The sequence below is a fragment of the Leptospira sarikeiensis genome, from assembly GCF_004769615.1.
GTDB lineage: Bacteria > Spirochaetota > Leptospiria > Leptospirales > Leptospiraceae > Leptospira_B > Leptospira_B sarikeiensis.
In genome coordinates, this window is sequence record NZ_RQGF01000007.1 from 108,933 (window position 1) to 125,710 (window position 16,778).

Genomic DNA, 16,778 nt, shown 5'->3' on the forward strand with positions numbered 1-16,778 from the left:
AATATTTGTGAGCCCTTCTTCGGATCTACCGATAGAATGGGCTCTTATTAATTTTCGGATTCTAGAACCCCTAAATATTAGCGGGAAGCCGCTAAAATTCGGGTTTTTGCTTTTAGGACGAGAGTATTTTTCTCGGTTGAGGCAGGAAGAGCTTCCGCTTCTTCTAGGGCTTTTTGGGCAGCTGCAAGGTCGATATCTTCCTTCAAGCTACCATGGTCGGTCAAAATAGTGACTTTATTGTCTCTTACTTCGAAAAACCCGCCTTCGATCGCGGCAATTTTGGTCTTATTTCCTTGTCGGACTTCCAACACGCCTATCCCGAGTAGGGATACAAGAGAAGTGTGGCCCGGATACACTCCGAAAAATCCCTCACTTCCAGGTACGACGATGCTATCCGCATCGCCGTGGAAGAGTAGTTTTTCAGGAGAGATTACCGATACGTCTAGCTTGGCTGCCATCGATTATGCTCTCAGGTTTTTGGACTTCTCGATCGCGTCTTCTATGGTTCCTACCATGTAGAAGGCTTGCTCTGGAAGATGGTCGCAATTTCCTGCGATCAATTCTTTGAATGAACGAACTGTATCCGCAAGTTTTACGTATTTTCCAGGAGATCCTGTGAATACTTCCGCAACGTGGAAAGGTTGAGAAAGGAATTTCTCGATCTTTCTTGCTCTCGCAACAAGGACCTTATCGTCCTCAGAAAGTTCGTCCATTCCTAAGATCGCGATGATATCTTGAAGATCTTTATATCTCTGAAGGATCCTTTGAACCTCACGAGCAACACCGTAATGTTCCGCTCCGAGAACTTCTGCATTCATCACGCGAGAAGTAGAATCCAACGGGTCAACCGCAGGATAAATTCCTTTATCCGAGATCGCACGAGAAAGAACCGTAGTCGCATCCAAGTGAGCAAACGCGTTTGCTGGAGCAGGGTCAGTCAAGTCGTCCGCAGGAACGTAAATCGCCTGAACGGAAGTAATGGATCCCTTACGGGTAGAAGTAATACGCTCTTGAAGAGCACCCATCTCTGTGGAAAGAGTCGGCTGATATCCCACTGCAGAAGGCATACGTCCGAGAAGCGCAGATACTTCTGATCCAGCTTGAGAGAAACGGAAGATATTATCTACGAATAGTAATACGTCTGTTCCGATGGAATCACGGAAATGTTCCGCCATAGTAAGAGCAGAAAGAGCAACACGAAGACGTGCGCCAGGAGGCTCATTCATCTGGCCGTAACAAAGAACGGTCTTGTTGATAACTCCCGATTCTTTCATCTCTCTCCAGAGGTCGTTTCCTTCTCTGGTTCTTTCTCCAACACCAGCGAATACTGAGAATCCACCGTGTTGTTTTGCGATATTATTGATTAATTCCTGAATAAGAACCGTCTTACCTACTCCGGCTCCACCGAATAGACCAGTCTTTCCTCCTTTGATATAAGGAGCGAGAAGGTCGATTACCTTGATCCCTGTTTCGAATACTTCCGTTTTAGGAGAAAGATCTTCGTAACTTGGTGCGGCTCTGTGGATCGGCTTACGTTCTTTAACTTGGATCGGAGCTCCTTCATCGACTGGATCTCCAAGAACGTTAAAAATCCTTCCGAGAGTAACGTCTCCGACTGGAACAGAGATTGGTGCTCCTGTGTCGGAAACTTCTTGTCCTCTCACAAGTCCGTCGGTGGAAGAAAGAGCGATCGCTCTTACTGCGCTACCGCCGATATGCTGTTGCACTTCTGCGATAATTTTTTCTTTTTTGCCTTCCACGACCGCGTCAATTTCAAGCGCGTTAAAAATTTCAGGCAGATGTCCGGATTCGAATTCGATATCCAAAACGGATCCAATGATTTGTTTTACTTTACCTTTGCTCATCCGAGTAACTCCAATACCAGAACTAGTTTAGCGAGTCCGCGCCCGCTACGATCTCCGAGATCTCCTGAGTGATCTTTGCCTGACGAATACGGTTGTAACCGCGGGTCAGTAATTTGATCATTTCGGAGGCCGCGTCCGTTGCGGATTTCATGGCCACGCGCTTTGCGATCTGCTCGGAACAATTCGCTTCCAAGATCGCCTTTAAAAATGCTGTTTTTACCACTAAAGGAAGAAGTGATTCTAAAATATCCGCAGGGCTCGGTTCGTATAATACGTTAGAACCTACGTTTGTTTCTCCCTCTGCTTCGAAAGGAAGAACCTTAGTCACTTCAGCTTCTTGATTCGCGGAAGAATGATAAACTGTGGAGATAATTTCCACTGAATCTACTTCTTCTTTTGCGAATAAGTTTAGGAAGAAGTCAGCGAACTCTTCCGCTTCTTTATAACCGGACTTATCGTCTATATGAGTGTAGGATTTTTCTATTTTCTCTTTTGCGAATTGGAAATAGGAAATTCCTTTTTTGCCCACAACGAAGAGTCGAACGTTCGCTCCCTGGTCTTTCCATTCTTGGATACGATTTTTTGCCAAACGGATCGTTTTGGAGTTATATCCTCCGCAAAGACCTCTGTTTGCAGTGATCACAAGAAGGGCGACAGAGCGAACTGTATTCGGTTTTCTTAAATAAGGACTTTTTACTACGGAAGCAAGGGATGCGAGCGCTCCCACCAATTCCTTAATTTTGTTGGAGAATGGATGGGACGCGTTCACCCGATCACTCAACTTTTTGGATTTAGCCGTAGCGACCATTTCCATAGTTCGAGTGATCTTCCGAGTGTTCTTAACGGAACTGATCCGTTTCTTTATTTCCCGGGGTGTAGCCAAGATTTTTCTCCGCTTACTTCAGGTTCCTAACAAAGTCAGCTGCGATAGAGGCAACAACCTCTCCGAGTTTTCCTTCGTCTGAGATTTTCTTTTCGGTACGGATCGCATTTAATACTTCAGGTTGTTGAGTGCGAAGAACATTTAATAAATGTGCTCCAAACTCTCTTACCTTAGGAACAGGGACCTTGTCCATATGTCCTCTAGTAACTGCGAAAATTTCCACTACTTGCTCTTCTACAGGATAAGGGCTGGAAACAGGTTGTTTCAACATCTCAACGATGCGGTATCCTCTGTCCAACTGAGCTTGGGTCACTGGATCCAAGTCTGTTCCTAATTGAGCGAATGCTTCCAACTCTCTGAACTGAGCTAATTCCAGTTTCATTTTTCCAGCGACTTGTTTCATCGCTTTGATCTGTGCGGCAGAACCCACACGAGAAACCGAAATACCCACATCGACTGCAGGACGAACCCCGGATGCGAATAAGTTGGACTGTAAGTAGATCTGACCGTCAGTGATGGAAATCACGTTAGTCGGAATATAAGCGGAAACCTCACCCTCTTGGGTCTCGATGATCGGAAGAGCGGTCAAAGATCCAGCACCGTATTTCTCATCCAATTTAGCCGCACGCTCTAATAAGCGAGAGTGAAGATAGAATACGTCTCCAGGATAAGCTTCGCGGCCCGGAGGTCTACGAAGAAGAAGACACATTTGGCGATAAGCAACCGCTTGTTTTGATAAGTCATCATAAACAACCAGAGTCGCTTTTTTCTCGTTATACATGAAGTATTCCGCGAAGGAACATCCAGAATAAGGAGCGATGTATTGCAAAGGAGCAGGATCAGCAGCAGTTGCGGAAACTACGATTGTGTATTCGAGAGCTCCGACCGCTTTTAGTTTTTCCACGATGGTTGCAACAGTGGAAGCCTTTTGTCCGATCGCTACGTAAACGCAGATAACTCCGGAACCTTTTTGGTTGATGATCGTATCCAGAGCGATGGAAGTTTTTCCAGTTCCACGGTCTCCGATGATCAACTCCCGCTGTCCACGGCCTATCGGGATCATTGCGTCGATACTTTTGATACCAGTTTGAAGAGGCTCTTCTACCGGCTGTCTTTTAGAAATACCAGGAGCAGGACTCTCTACCGCACGAGTATGTTTGGTATTGATAGGTCCTTTTCCGTCGAGAGGCTCACCAAGTGGGTTTACCACACGACCGAGCATTTCAGGTCCAACCGGAACTTCTAAAATTTTTCCGAGTCTTTTTACGGAGTATCCTTCACGGATATTTTTGTATTCCCCGTAAATGATCACACCCACGGAATTGTCTTCCAAGTTGAATGCCTGACCGCGAACTCCGTTTTGGAATTCTACAAGTTCTCCGGCCATTACGTTTCTGAGGCCGAAAACACGAGCGATACCGTCCCCTACTTCCAGAACGGTTCCAACTTCTTCGACACCCAGGTCTTTTTTATAATTTAAAATTTCCTGTTTGAGGACCGACGTAATTTCGTCTGTTTTAATTTTCATAAACAACTCCGACCGGTAATTTGCTTTCCAGCAAGGTTTGCCTTACTTTCTTCAGCTGGCTTTTCATAGAAGAGTCGAGCGCCAAGTCTTGGAATCGGACCACAAAACCACCGATGAGGCTTGGGTCTTCGCTTGCTTCCAAGATAAACTCTGATTTAAATCTTTCTTTTAATACTTCCCTTAGTTTGGAGAGAGAAGCCTCATCCAAAGCGGGATAACTTCTAACTTTCGCGCGAACTCTTCCTGCTTTACGATCCAATTCTTCTTTTAAAGCTTCGTGAATTTCGGAAAGAAATGAAAATCTTCCCCTACGAAGAAGCACCTGTAAAAAATTCAGAGTGATTTCCGAAATTTTACCCTGGAAGGTCTTTAACAAAACTGCTTCCTTATCTTCGCGCTTTACGGAAGGGGTATCGAAAAAATCACGGAACTGCGGTTCTATCCTGAAAATACTTACGATAGAATCCAATTCCTGTTCGGCTTCTTCCGGAGAAGAACTAGCGTCCGCAAAAGCGGCCGCGTATGTTTTTGGGATCGCAGAATAGCTCATTTGTTGTTACGCGCTCAGTTTCTTGATCTTGCCTAACTCGTTCTCGATAAAGGACTTATAATCGTCCGCTTTTAACTGTTTCTCCAGGACCAATCCAGCGACTTGAACTGTCATGTCTACGATCTGTCCTTGGAGTTCCGCTAATGCTTTGGATTTTGCGAGTTCGATATCTTTCAGTGCGGTGTCTTTCAACGCCTTCACTTCTTTCGCGGCATCATCCAACATTTTGTTTTTCAGATTAGTAGCGTCCGATTTCGCTTCCGCTACGATTCCGTTTGCTTGGTCCTTTGCTGCGGCGATTTTTGTTTCATAATCTTTCAGCAGAGCTTCCGCTTCGGAACGTACGTCAGCAGCCTTACGAATATCGTTTTGGATGGTCTCAGCTCTCTCATCGAGTGCTTTGAGGATCACATCCCAAGCGAAAACTTTAAGGATAATGACGACTATTGTGAAGGTAAACAGGGTCCAAATGATCAGACCCGGATTAACGTCTAATAGTGCGTCTAATCCCCTGCCAGCTGCCAAGAGAAACAAGATTATTTACCTTCTGCTGGTGCGGAAACTTCAGTTTTAGCAGCAGATGCTTTGCTCACTGCTGTGTTCAGAGTTCCACCTGCGAGGAACGCAATCACGATTGCGAACAGAGCCGCACCTTCGATAAGTGCCGCAGAGATGATCATTGCAGTTTGGATTTTACCAGCTGCATCGGGTTGACGGCTGATTCCTTCAGCAGCAGAGCCACCGATTCTTCCGATTCCGAGACCTGCGCCTAAAATAGCGAGTCCAGCTGCGATTCCCACTCCGATGTATCCTAGTCCGAATTCCATTGTACTATTTTCTCCTATTTGAAATCAAAACGCTTAATAATAAAAATTAGTGCCTATGCATGCTCGATCCGATGAAGAGCGATGTTAATAACGCAAACACGTAAGCCTGTAAGAAGGCTACGAACAATTCTAAGAAATAGATCGCAATCGCTCCAGGAACGGACGCGAGAGAAACCCACAAAGTTTGGAACTGAAAGATAAAGCCAAGTAAGGCCAATATGATTACGTGCCCCGCGGTCATGTTCGCTAAAAGACGCACCGTAAGTGCGAATGATTTAGCAAGCGGAGAGATGATGAATTCCAAAGGCCACATCAAAATGTATAGAGGGGCAGGAACTCCGTTTGGAACCGAATGAAGAATGAACTTAGGCCCCTGATAAACGAAACCTGTTCCATAAATTAAAAGTAATGTGATAAGTGCCAAACTAACGGTAACGGAAACATCACCTGTGACTGTGATACCGTTCCAAACTTTTGCGATCCAGATCGGTTCATGATGAGCGGAAGCTTCTGCATGAGCGGTAACCGGAACTTCTTCTCCTGCGTTAACGGATTCTATTCCGAGTTGGATCACCTCTCCTACCGGAGGAATGAGTCCCATCAAGTTACAAAATAGAATGAAGAAGAATAAAGTGAAGATATAATGATAATAAGAATGTCCGTGTCCATCAGTGTTCGCATCCACTACATCTTTTTTCAGGAAGTTGATAAATGCTTCTACAGCGTTTGCGAATCTTCCCTGAACTTTAAGCGGGTTTCTTGCGATGATGCGTGCAGCCGGAATGAAAATGACTAAAAGTAAAAAGGAAACGATCCACATCATCGTAACACGACGAGTAATATGTAAATCGGTACCGCCTACGAAATGAAATCTATGACCGCTTGTATGATCTACGAAGATATTTTCAGCATGAGGATCGAATCCTTCGTGACCTTCGTAAACTTTAGTCCCACCGATATTGAACGGAAACTCTGCATGGTCCATCAAGTGGTGAACCAAAACTTCGTTCAGGTCGAAAGGTTTGGAGGCTTCTCCCTCGGAGGCAAATAATGGAAGTGAGAACAATAATAATGCGGTTGCGAAGATTTGTTTCAACATAAATGTAAAGGATCCTCTCGTAAACGACAGGAAAGAAGAGTTTTGGGAGCACCATCCCAGGGTTCTATTTCCCGCAAAGACCGTTCAAAACGTTGTTTATTGCGCTTAAAGCGGCTACCTTGCGAATACCAATATTAAAAGGTTGGCGAAATGGGCAATAAAAAAACCAATCACGAAACCTTCCCTTTCCCCTCTCCAGATAAACAGTACTAAAACGGCTGAATGAATGAAAAAAGACAGAACAGTCGTTCCAAATTGTAATAGAAAACCTTCTTTGGAATGTTTCCAAAGTAGATAAAATCTAAAATTATAAATGAATAAAGATAGAAGAAGAGATAAACAAAGGCCTTTCCAAAAGCCAATTGGCGCTGTCGGAAGGAAATAGAACAAAACCCCGAAGATTAGAACTAATATTAGAAACCCTATATAGTATTTTTTGGGATCCAATAGGCCGTCGGAGTTCCCCAACTTTGATCAGTCCTTTTTATCGAACGAGTTCACTCGAGTCAGTAGATAATAGAATCCGTAACCAAATCCGAAGATTGCCCCGAATAAGATCCCAAATGGAGACCAACCGAAATGCCCATCTAAATAATTTCCGATAAAGACGGAAGCTATGATGATAAAAGCGAATTCAGTTCCTACACTTGCAAGTTGCCAAGGAGAAGTGTCCTTTTTTCCAGGAGGTTTATCTTCGGGAGAACCCATATTTATTCTAGTATAGTCCCGATCCGATACCAACGCACCTGCATTCTAGGGATCCTATATAAGATCGTACTCTTGAACCAATTCATATTGGAACCGATATCTCCGCATCTTGCTTTAAATTCTTCCGGATCGTATTTCTGAGCTAAGTCCCCGTTGGCTCCTAGGTCTTCTGCACTTTTGTATGCGCATACATGGTCCTTCCAATTGATGGAGAAGTATACCATTGCCGCTTTACCTAATATATTCTCTCTCGGAACAAATCCCCAGAATCTAGAATCGGAAGAATTGGTGCGGTTATCTCCCATCATCATATAATGATCTTCCGGGATCACACAACCTGTGACTTGAAAACATTCCGCGTCTTTGAATTCATGAGTATAAGGCCTCGTGTATCCTTCGATCACGTAATGTTCGAACTCGGGCTTTTTCTCTTTGAATAGATAATATTGGACCGCAGCATCATCATCCAGATCGTCGAATTGATTTCCCTTCTCCGTATCTTTATAATCGTAAGAAGAAAAGTTCGTACTTCCTCTTTCCATATACTCTATCTTTCCATATACGACAGGAAAGCCGTCCCTTTCATGGACCTCTTTTACGATCCGGATCCTATCTCCAGGAAGTCCGATCACTCGTTTCACAAATCTTTTAGGGAACCAACCTTCTTTCTCTTCCTGAACAACGGCTCCGTCGGGAGGGATGAAAGTAACGATATCCCCTCTTTTAGGATCATCGTATCTTTTGAGTTCGTGATCCGTAAACGGAAGTCTGAGAGAATATCTCATTTTGTTTACGAATAAAAAATCCCCGATCTTCAGAGTAGGGAGCATGGATCCGGATGGAATATTATTCGCGTCCAAGACGGATGATTTAAATGCTAAAACTAATAAAACGATGAATAGAAAAGAAAGAGTGGAATCTACGGATTCTTCTCCTATGATCTCTTGGACCCAAGTGGGTAGTTTTTTCAGAAAGGTACTGCCCTTCGGCTGGTTCATAGGTCTATTGATACTAGGTCCGCATTTCCCGTCAATTCGGAAGACTTACTTTGGGTTCACACAGAGAGCATAGAGTTCACGGCGATTTTTTTTCTCACGAGAGAGGTGCAGAGGGTCTTTAACTCTGTATGCTCCGTGACCTCTGTGCGAAACTTGTTATTTTTCAGGTTCGCACGGAGTGCACAGAGTTCACGGAGGGGGGACAAAAAATAGGTCCTCCTCAGCTAATTTTTCAAAAATCCTTACTGTTTTTAGGAAACGGACGATACTAGAAACGTGAAAGAGCAGATAGACCGTAAAATCATAGAACTTCGTCGCCACCTGATTTCTCTCAAACAGAGCTATCCTATCGTTGGATTGAAGGGAGGCACTGAAACTGAGGATATGGACTCAGATGAGATCCGAGCCCTCCATATCGTGGCAAAAGACCTGGTTCCTGTGACCGTAAAGATCGGTGGGCCTGAGGCAAGAACGGATATCCGTATGCTTGTGAAAGAAGAGATCGAAGGGATCTCCGCCCCGATGATTGAATCTGCATACGCTCTTAAAAATTTCATCTCCACTTTAAAAAGTATGCTAAGCCCAGTGACTTTTTCTAAGATCACTAAGGCGATCAACCTGGAGACGATCACAGGTTATAAGAATTTATTGGAGATCGCAGACTCGAGTGCGTTTGATGATTTGGACCAGGTCACTGCTGCGAGATCCGATCTTTCCGCTTCCATGGGAATGATCCCGGATGATAAAGAAGTGATGAAGGTGACAAGAACCATCATTGCGATCGCAAGAGATAGAGGTAAAAAAACCTCCGTTGGCGGAACTATTACGAAACAGAATTTCAGAAGGATCGCCGAAGAAATCCGCCCTGATAAGATCAATTCTAGACATGTTTGTGTGGACGCGGCTCAATCGGCTGAAAAAGTTGCGGAGGAAGTAGCGGAAGCTATGTTGCAATTCGAGATCGAGTTGTACGATCTATTCTCCGTTTTAAAACCGGAAAAAGCCTACGGTTATAAGAACCGAATGGAAACAAACCGGGAGAGAATCGGATCCAGAAAGGTCCTCTACTCCATTCGGTAAAAAATGGCCAAAGACACTAGAGATCTTATTCTTAAAACCTCCCTCAAATTATTTTCCGAACAAGGGTATCATGGCTCCACGATGAGACAGATCGCCCAAAGAGCGGGTCTTTCTCTAGGTTTAGCCTATCGTTATTTCGAATCCAAGGAATCCATTTTGGAAGGGATCATCGAATCCCATGATACGATCCTAAAAAAATATCTTCCTGAAAAATTGAATCCTTCTGAGAATAGGACTGAGCTTATTCAGTTCTTAGGCGGACAGATCGTCAAATTGGTGAAAGAGAATGAAGAATATCTTCGCCTCTATTGGAGTCTCATGCTCCAACCAAAGATCCATAGATTAAAAAAACGAAATATTCATTTGGTGAATCTGATCTTTTATGAGAATTCCAAAAAGATCATTCTTGTATTAAAGCCGAACTATACAGAATTTGAAGTGAAAAATCTTACCTCTGCGATCATCGGTTATATGATCAATCATTTGACTAATAAGAGAGAATTCACTCTGGAAGATTTCCGCGCATATATCGTTTATGCTTTGGAGAATACTTAAAATTCTTACTTAAGGAAAGGATCGTCCGAGAGGGCCTACGGTTAGACCAATGATACGTTTTCTTTCCTTTCCCGTTCATCGGGACAAAAATTCCAAGGCTATCTCCAAGAAGGTAGATCCTTCCTTTTTAAAAAATTTTTCATTAAGAGCGACCCTGAAAAAGGAAAGGATCTGGATCGATGTGGAAGACGCGAGCCCGGAAGATCTTCTTTTTTTATCTAAAAACTGCGGATTCCATGATCTCGCGATAGAAGATTGTATCAACAGGAACCAAAGACCCAAATTCGAAGATTACGAAGACCACGCATTTATCGTTTTGCATAGTTTTAAATCGGAAGGAGAACAAACCTTTTCCGCAGGTGAAACTCATGTGTTCTTCAATCAGAAATTTATCGTTTCGGTCCATGAATACAAGGAACCTTTGATAGATTCTCTCTGGAGTCGATGTTTGAACGAACCGAACCTTACTTCTAAAGGTACGGATCATGTCCTATATTTACTTTTCGATCTTTTAGTGGATTCCAATTTCCCGATCTTGGACCAGATCTCGGAACAGATCACCGATCTGGAAAATCAGATCTTAGTCAGCGACGTTCAACCCGACTTCATTACGGATATCTTATATATTAAAAGAAATCTGGTCCGTATGAGAAGGGTTCTTTCTCCTCAAAGAGAAGTCCTGAATCTGATCATGAGACATGAGGACAAATTCCTTTCTGAAAGGGTCCGTTTTTATTTTAGGGATGTGTATGATCATTTAAGTAGGCTTGTGGAAACCATCGATATGGACAGGGATCTGATCGGGAACTCGATGGATGCGTATTTTTCTCTTCTTTCCCAGAGAACGAACGATATCATCAAACGACTCACCTTGGTTTCTATGATATTTATGCCCCTCACCTTCTTGACCGGTTTTTTCGGGATGAATTTTACTTACCTTCCTTATGAAAGCAGGCTCGTTTTAACAGGTTCCTTGGTCACCATTCTAACGATCCCTGCGGTCATGATTTTTTATTTTAAATACAAAAATTGGTTCAAAGATTAGTCCAACTCGTATGGACAAAAAAATCGCAATCGTCACCGGAGCCAGTAGAGGGATCGGTGCAGAAGTTTCCAAACAACTTTCTAAAGCAGGCATTCATGTTTTATGCGCTTCCCGTAAAAAAGAAGATTCTGAAAAGACTGTAGCCTCGATCACTAAAGATGGCGGCTCAGCAGAAGCATTTTCTTTAGATGTTTCCAATCCAACGTCTGTCCAAAAATTCTTGGACGAGGTTTTGAAAAAACATCCTAAGATCGATATCCTTGTGAACAATGCTGGAATCTATTTGGATAACGGTTCTATTGAAAATACGAGCCTAGAACAATTGCAAGGAACCTTGGATACAAACCTGATCGGTCCATTTTTGCTCTCTCAAAGAATTCTACCAATTATGAAGAAGAACGGTTACGGCAGGATCGTAAACGTGAGTTCCGGAATGGGCCAACTCTATGATATGGGCTCAGGATACGCCGCTTATAGGATCTCCAAAACTGCAATAAACGCTCTTACTAGGATCCTTCATGCAGAGGCTGGAGATGATATCAAAGTGAATTCTGTCTGTCCTGGCTGGGTTCGCACGGATATGGGAGGAAAATCAGCAACTCGTTCTGTGGAACATGGAGCTGAAACCATTGTATGGGCATCCCTACTAGATAAGTCAGGCCCCTCCGGAGTTTTCTTGCGAGATAAAAAAGAAATCCCTTGGTAGAAGATACAAAGAGATATTTCGCACTGAGCTCACAGAGGACACAGAGATAAAAAAAAATGAAACTCCGTGAACTCAGTGTTCTTCGTGCGAAACAAACTCAACATCCATCGCATATAATTCAAATATAAGTATTTCTTAATAAGTCTTTCACAAAGTTACGAATTCTTTTCGTAACCGTTATAAAATAAATTATTTTGTAACGGTCGCGTTTGTGACTCAATTCGCTTTCTACTTGCACTACCAATTCCTTCTCTTATATTCGGCGCTGCTAAAGAAGCAAAAAGATTTTTGAAAAGAATGAATTGGAGAAATTTTATGCGTTATTTATTGCTGACCCTTTGGTTAGTGTCATTCGGATTAAACGGACTCTCAGCGGATTGTCCAGATTACAATACCCCTTCTAACCCACCTGCGTTTACAAAACCTGCAAAAAGAAATTTCCGGAATTTCGGAAATACGATCTTATCCGGTTTATTTGTACCTTATCATATGGTATTCGATTCCATCGTAAGATCCGGATCTTCTGCAACAATCGTAGGAAAATTCGATTACGATGCAGTATTACATAAGGATTTGGAAGGTGAATACATTCATGTTTATATTTACGGAACCGGATTAAGCGGTTGGAACTACGTAGGAAGATACACAACCAACGGAGACGGTAAGATCACAGCTAATCTTGGAGTTCGCGCCACAGGAGATTATATCGTCCGAATGGTGGTAGAAGGAGATTTGAGTTCTACAGATGGATATCTGACTGTTGCGGATCCGGGAAGACAGACTGTTTTATTCGATGTGGACGGAACTTTGACAACAAACGATTTCGAAGCTATTGCAGATTATACAGGGATTAAAATCGCGGACGCATATTATTACGCTCCGGAAACCGTGAATGCATATCGTAATAAAGGATATCAGATCGTGTATCTAACCGGCCGTCCTTACTGGAATACAAAAGATACAAGAGAATGGTTCCCTTTAAAAGGAATGAAGTCTTGGCATTATCATCCTCATTCGGACGCATTGGGCGCGAATGTGCAAGGTTACAAAACAGACTATATTAGCTATCTAAGAAACACTGTTGGGTTAGATATTATCCGTGCTTATGGAAATGCGACTACGGATATTGGTGCGTATGCTGCGGGCGGAATTCCGAAAGCGGATACCTGGATCATCGGAGAACATGCCGGAAAAGAAGGGACCCAAGCGATCACAGGAAACTACTCTCTCCACTACAACACAGTAGTAGCGAGCACTCCACAATCCGCTTCTTGTTACTAAGAATTTAGAATTTTCGCACAGAGTTCACTGAGAACACAGGGATAAAAAACAAAACTCCGTGCTCTCTGTGTGAAACACCTTCGGGCTTTGCGAACTTTCGTAAAGGCAAATTTCGCACGGAGTTCACTGAGAGCACAGAGGAAAATTCAAAACTCCGTGAGCTCCGTGTCCTCTGTGCGAAACATCTCTGCGTCTTATTTACCGAAGAGATTTTTGACCCCGTCTACAAATTCTCTTCCTACTGGAAGATTTGTCTCGTCCTCATCTTTTAGATAAAGAGTATATGCACCGCCCGCTTGGGATTTTGCTGCAGAAACCAAATTTCGGTTCACCATATGTTTTCTATGGATCCGTAAAAAATCGGATTTAGGAAGTTCCTTCTCCAGGTCTCCAAGCAATTTTGCAGTTTCATAATCCCCATCTTTGGTATGAAGAACGGAACGTTTTCCGTTTGCGGTCAGATAGTATAGGTCAGCATAAAGAACTCTATGGATCAGACCGCCGTCGCGAAAAACAAAAACAGGATCCGGTTCACCGGAGCCTCTTGAGTTAGAGATCGATTTGAGTTGAAGATGATGAAGAGCTCTTTCCATACAGGAAGAAAATCTTTCTTTCGTATAAGGTTTGAGTAAATAATCGCAGGCACCTACTTCGAATGCCTTTAAAGTATGTTCACGATACGCGGTGGTAAATACTAAAACAGGCCATTCTTCTCCTATCTCGTCCAAAACCTGTAGACCAGTTTTTTCGGGCAAGTTGATATCCAAAAAAACAAGATCGAACTTTTCCTTTTTCAATAGATCGATTGCCTGGGAACCTGTTCTTGCGATCCCACAAACTTCGAACTGAGGCCAATCTTCTAAAAATTTTCTGAGTAGATCCCTGGCTGGGACCTCGTCTTCGATTACTAAAACTTTGTAAATTACGTTGCTCATCTTGATGCGAATTCCAGTTTTAATGTGGTAATTCCGGATTTATCCTTCTCTAATTTTAGCTCAGCTTCTCCAAAATTGTATTCCAGCCTGGATTTTATATTGTTTAGGGTTCTGGAAAATTCGGACTTCTTATTCTCCGGTAACAGTTGATGTTCCTGTTTTTCGCTTCCGTTATTTCTAATTTCGATCTTTATTCTTCCAAAATTCTCGAATGCACTGATCTCCAAGATCCCGGCTTCGGACCTGTTTTCCAATCCGTGTTTAAAACTATTTTCGACTAATGGCTGTAATGTGAGAGGAGGTATTCTCAACCTGGAAAAATCCCCGGTTTTACGGATCTTTATAGTAAGCGAATCCGAAAAGCGGATCCTTTGTAATTCCAGATAATTTACAGTAAAATCCCATTCTTCAGAGAAAGGAATGGTCTTCTCGAAAATCCTATCCGACAGAAATCGATATGTTTCGGATAACAAAATAAGCGCATTATCCGCTTTCCCAGGGTCCGTAACCAATAAAGAATGTATGGTATTCAAAGTATTGAATAGATAATGGGGATCCATCCGATTCTGAAAGGTCCTGTATTGGATGTCCTTCAGTTCCATCTCCATCTTCTTCCTTCTTTCGATCAGGATCTGCATGGATTTTTCCAAGAAAGAAATGAATAATGCGAGTATCAGGCTGCTTAAAAGAATATTATAGGATCCTCCATGAGGCCTTTCTACTCCCCCACCTTCCCCCACTAATAATAGAACATGTATAATTCCTCCGGATGCCACACCCAAAACGGATGCAAATACGGAGGCCACAACTAAGAATGCACCCGTAAAGAATGCGCCTCGATTGATCCGATTCAAGAACTCTACGGAAAATTCTACAATAGAACATACACAATGTGTGGTTACCTGAGTTGCCAAGAACACCTTCCAAAAAGGAGCCTTGGAATTATGAGCGACTAACAGGGAATTCATGGTCCCGATGACCGTATTGATGGTTAGCCAAAAAAGTATCTTAAAAGTGCGCATAGAATAATTAGTCGAAAATTTTTTTCCCTTTCGATTCCACTGATCCTCTATTCTTTTAACCCGTCGATTCCCTTTTTACAATCTTATTCCAAGCAAAGTATCGTTTATTCCAGTCGAACGAAAACTACGGAAATCGGATCGACCTGCCTATTAAAAAGAAAGTCTGGTAGACAGAAGAGAAAGGATAGGTTTATCTAAACGAAATTTTTTCTTCACGACGTTATAGGTCGTTGGGCAATCGGAGGGGGCTTCCTTGAAAAGGATCGCGTTTCGAAAACTGATCACCACCGCATGTTTTATTATGGGTTCCGTACATCTATCTGCGGAAGAGATTGTTACAACTAAGAAGGACGAACCTGACGGTTTCTACGGTTTGAAAATAGGAGGGATCGTTTCCCCTTCTTATAACCAAAGAATAAAGGATGGGGCCTCCGGACTCACTAGCACTTACCCGAACGAAGAGCCTGGGTTCTCCACTCCATGGACACTTTTAACTATAAACAAAGAATTTAAAGAAACAGGGATCAACCTGGAATTATGGGGAGAATTAATTCGTTCCGCGCAGATCAGCGCAGACACGAGAATGGATGGGGGAACAAAATCAAATCCATATACTCTCGGTATCAGAAGGGCTTTGATCCGAAAAACCTGGGAAACAGGTATTGGAGAATACTCACTCGCATTCGGAATGCAGGAACTCCCACACACTTACACCCAATGGAAAAATTATTGGAGATGGAGATATGTGGATAAGGGGCCATTGGAAAGTTTAGGATTTGCACCTGCTCCTGCAGATATCGGTCTAGGCGGAACCGCCAAATGGGATACCTTATCCGCTCAAGTTGTTTTATCAAACGGAGAAGGTTACAGACAAACTCAGAATACTGACTCAACCGGGTTTGATATTTCCTCCAGACTTTCCTATGAACCTAAAATAGGAGAAGAGAATCGGATCGGTTTACATTTTTTTTATAGATCCGCAAACTCAACGGGAGCTTCTCCAACAGATTGTAGGGAAGGAACTTCCTGTCTTGCCTCCGACAATAACCCTGCTACTAACCTCAGAAAAGATGTTCGTTCCTTAGAAAGTGACTCTTATGCGGTAGAAGCTAATTTTGATCGTAAAAAAATTCTTAACTTCGGATTAGGATATCTATTCCGAAAACAAAGAGGCGGAGATATTAGAGATCTTTCTCAACCTGGAACGATCCTATCTCCCGGCTTGGATTCCGTAGGGAATGCTGCGTATGCCTGGTTGTCTTTGGGATGGGGAGATTTTAGGATCGTGGGAAGAATGGAAGGAGGGACCGGAAGAGACGGAGTTTTGGCTGCAAATCGCGCTCAGATCAATCAAGTCATGCCAGGAACTCCCGAATCGGATTATTGGAATGTACAAACCAATACTCTCGGTCCCTTAGTAAACTCTTCCGGTTATGCTGTCAGATCTTCTTTCAGAAGAGGATCAGTATTCTTTGAATGGAATATTACGGATTCTTTACGTGTTTCACTCGGCTATACCGAATCCAGGAATAGGGATAAGGACGGGGACAGAGAACAATCTTATGTGGATGGATCCGGAATCGAAAGAACGAAGGCGGAATATTTACAACAGTTCCAAGGCGGACCGAACAATGGGATCGTTTCATACGGTCGCCTGACCAAAGAGCTAACCCTTTGGACTACCATCGAATTTTAA

Annotated in this window: 18 protein-coding genes; 6 read left to right on the forward strand and 12 right to left on the reverse strand. The window is 43.0% G+C overall.

Translation table 11 applies throughout. The features are described from left to right. Window positions 1-77: 77 nt before the first annotated feature. The 10 genes from atpC to lepB all read right to left on the reverse strand — a co-directional run bounded on the left by atpC (window position 78) and on the right by lepB (window position 8,458). On the reverse strand, window positions 78-458 hold the full coding sequence (atpC, locus tag EHQ64_RS01635; protein ID WP_135647770.1) for an ATP synthase F1 subunit epsilon: 381 nt from the start codon (window positions 456-458) through the stop codon (window positions 78-80). A 3-nt stretch (window positions 459-461) separates the two neighbouring features. Beyond that, window positions 462-1,865: a F0F1 ATP synthase subunit beta gene (atpD, locus tag EHQ64_RS01640; protein WP_100722948.1), complete on the reverse strand. Its 1,404-nt coding sequence runs from the start codon at window positions 1,863-1,865 to the stop codon at window positions 462-464. A 22-nt stretch (window positions 1,866-1,887) separates the two neighbouring features. Beyond that, complete coding sequence (atpG, locus tag EHQ64_RS01645; RefSeq protein WP_135647771.1) at window positions 1,888-2,748, reverse strand: ATP synthase F1 subunit gamma; 861 nt, start codon at window positions 2,746-2,748, stop codon at window positions 1,888-1,890. 13 nt (window positions 2,749-2,761) lie between these two features. Further along, the gene (gene atpA / locus EHQ64_RS01650; protein ID WP_135647772.1) at window positions 2,762-4,276 is read right to left on the reverse strand and encodes a F0F1 ATP synthase subunit alpha; all 1,515 of its coding nucleotides are present in this window, start codon (window positions 4,274-4,276) and stop codon (window positions 2,762-2,764) included. Then, a complete protein-coding gene (gene atpH / locus EHQ64_RS01655) occupies window positions 4,266-4,826 on the reverse strand; it encodes an ATP synthase F1 subunit delta (protein ID WP_135647773.1) in 561 nt (186 codons plus the stop codon). The genes atpA and atpH overlap by 11 nt, the downstream gene beginning before the upstream one ends. A 6-nt stretch (window positions 4,827-4,832) precedes the next feature. After that, a complete protein-coding gene (locus EHQ64_RS01660; RefSeq protein ID WP_135647774.1) occupies window positions 4,833-5,360 on the reverse strand; it encodes a F0F1 ATP synthase subunit B in 528 nt (175 codons plus the stop codon). A 2-nt stretch (window positions 5,361-5,362) separates the two neighbouring features. Beyond that, window positions 5,363-5,653 (reverse strand): ATP synthase F0 subunit C, encoded by a 291-nt coding sequence (gene atpE, locus EHQ64_RS01665; protein WP_008595212.1) that lies wholly within the window; start codon window positions 5,651-5,653, stop codon window positions 5,363-5,365. Between the two features lie 46 nt (window positions 5,654-5,699). Then, window positions 5,700-6,752 (reverse strand): F0F1 ATP synthase subunit A, encoded by a 1,053-nt coding sequence (atpB, locus tag EHQ64_RS01670; RefSeq protein ID WP_135647775.1) that lies wholly within the window; start codon window positions 6,750-6,752, stop codon window positions 5,700-5,702. A 474-nt stretch (window positions 6,753-7,226) separates the two neighbouring features. Beyond that, entirely contained in the window at window positions 7,227-7,460 is a 234-nt protein-coding gene (locus EHQ64_RS01680) for an AtpZ/AtpI family protein (protein WP_135647777.1), read from the reverse strand. A 2-nt stretch (window positions 7,461-7,462) separates the two neighbouring features. Continuing rightward, on the reverse strand, window positions 7,463-8,458 hold the full coding sequence (gene lepB / locus EHQ64_RS01685) for a signal peptidase I (protein WP_246048507.1): 996 nt from the start codon (window positions 8,456-8,458) through the stop codon (window positions 7,463-7,465). A 276-nt stretch (window positions 8,459-8,734) separates the two neighbouring features. Between lepB and EHQ64_RS01690 the strand changes: the two genes are divergently transcribed. From EHQ64_RS01690 to EHQ64_RS01710, 5 genes are all read left to right on the forward strand, one after another. Beyond that, a complete protein-coding gene (locus EHQ64_RS01690; RefSeq protein ID WP_135647778.1) occupies window positions 8,735-9,538 on the forward strand; it encodes an aldolase/citrate lyase family protein in 804 nt (267 codons plus the stop codon). Window positions 9,539-9,541: 3 nt separating this feature from the next. After that, entirely contained in the window at window positions 9,542-10,093 is a 552-nt protein-coding gene (locus EHQ64_RS01695; RefSeq protein WP_135647779.1) for a TetR/AcrR family transcriptional regulator, read from the forward strand. A 49-nt stretch (window positions 10,094-10,142) separates the two neighbouring features. Then, complete coding sequence (gene corA, locus EHQ64_RS01700) at window positions 10,143-11,138, forward strand: magnesium/cobalt transporter CorA (protein WP_135647780.1); 996 nt, start codon at window positions 10,143-10,145, stop codon at window positions 11,136-11,138. A 10-nt stretch (window positions 11,139-11,148) separates the two neighbouring features. Next, on the forward strand, window positions 11,149-11,844 hold the full coding sequence (locus tag EHQ64_RS01705; protein ID WP_135647781.1) for an SDR family oxidoreductase: 696 nt from the start codon (window positions 11,149-11,151) through the stop codon (window positions 11,842-11,844). Between the two features lie 315 nt (window positions 11,845-12,159). Next, window positions 12,160-13,125, forward strand: coding sequence for a lipin/Ned1/Smp2 family protein (locus EHQ64_RS01710; protein ID WP_135647782.1), 966 nt, complete (start codon window positions 12,160-12,162; stop codon window positions 13,123-13,125). 194 nt (window positions 13,126-13,319) lie between these two features. Here EHQ64_RS01710 and EHQ64_RS01715 read toward each other — a convergent pair whose 3' ends face one another. Together EHQ64_RS01715 and EHQ64_RS01720 are read right to left on the reverse strand one after the other, a co-directional pair. Beyond that, entirely contained in the window at window positions 13,320-14,060 is a 741-nt protein-coding gene (locus EHQ64_RS01715) for a LytR/AlgR family response regulator transcription factor (protein WP_135647783.1), read from the reverse strand. Next, window positions 14,057-15,028, reverse strand: a complete 972-nt coding sequence (locus EHQ64_RS01720) for a sensor histidine kinase (RefSeq protein ID WP_135647907.1) — start codon at window positions 15,026-15,028, stop codon at window positions 14,057-14,059. Before EHQ64_RS01720 ends, EHQ64_RS01715 begins: the two co-directional genes overlap by 4 nt. 355 nt (window positions 15,029-15,383) lie before the next feature. Here EHQ64_RS01720 and EHQ64_RS01730 point away from each other — a divergent pair, with 355 nt between their 5' ends. Then, entirely contained in the window at window positions 15,384-16,778 is a 1,395-nt protein-coding gene (locus EHQ64_RS01730) for a hypothetical protein (RefSeq protein ID WP_210410801.1), read from the forward strand.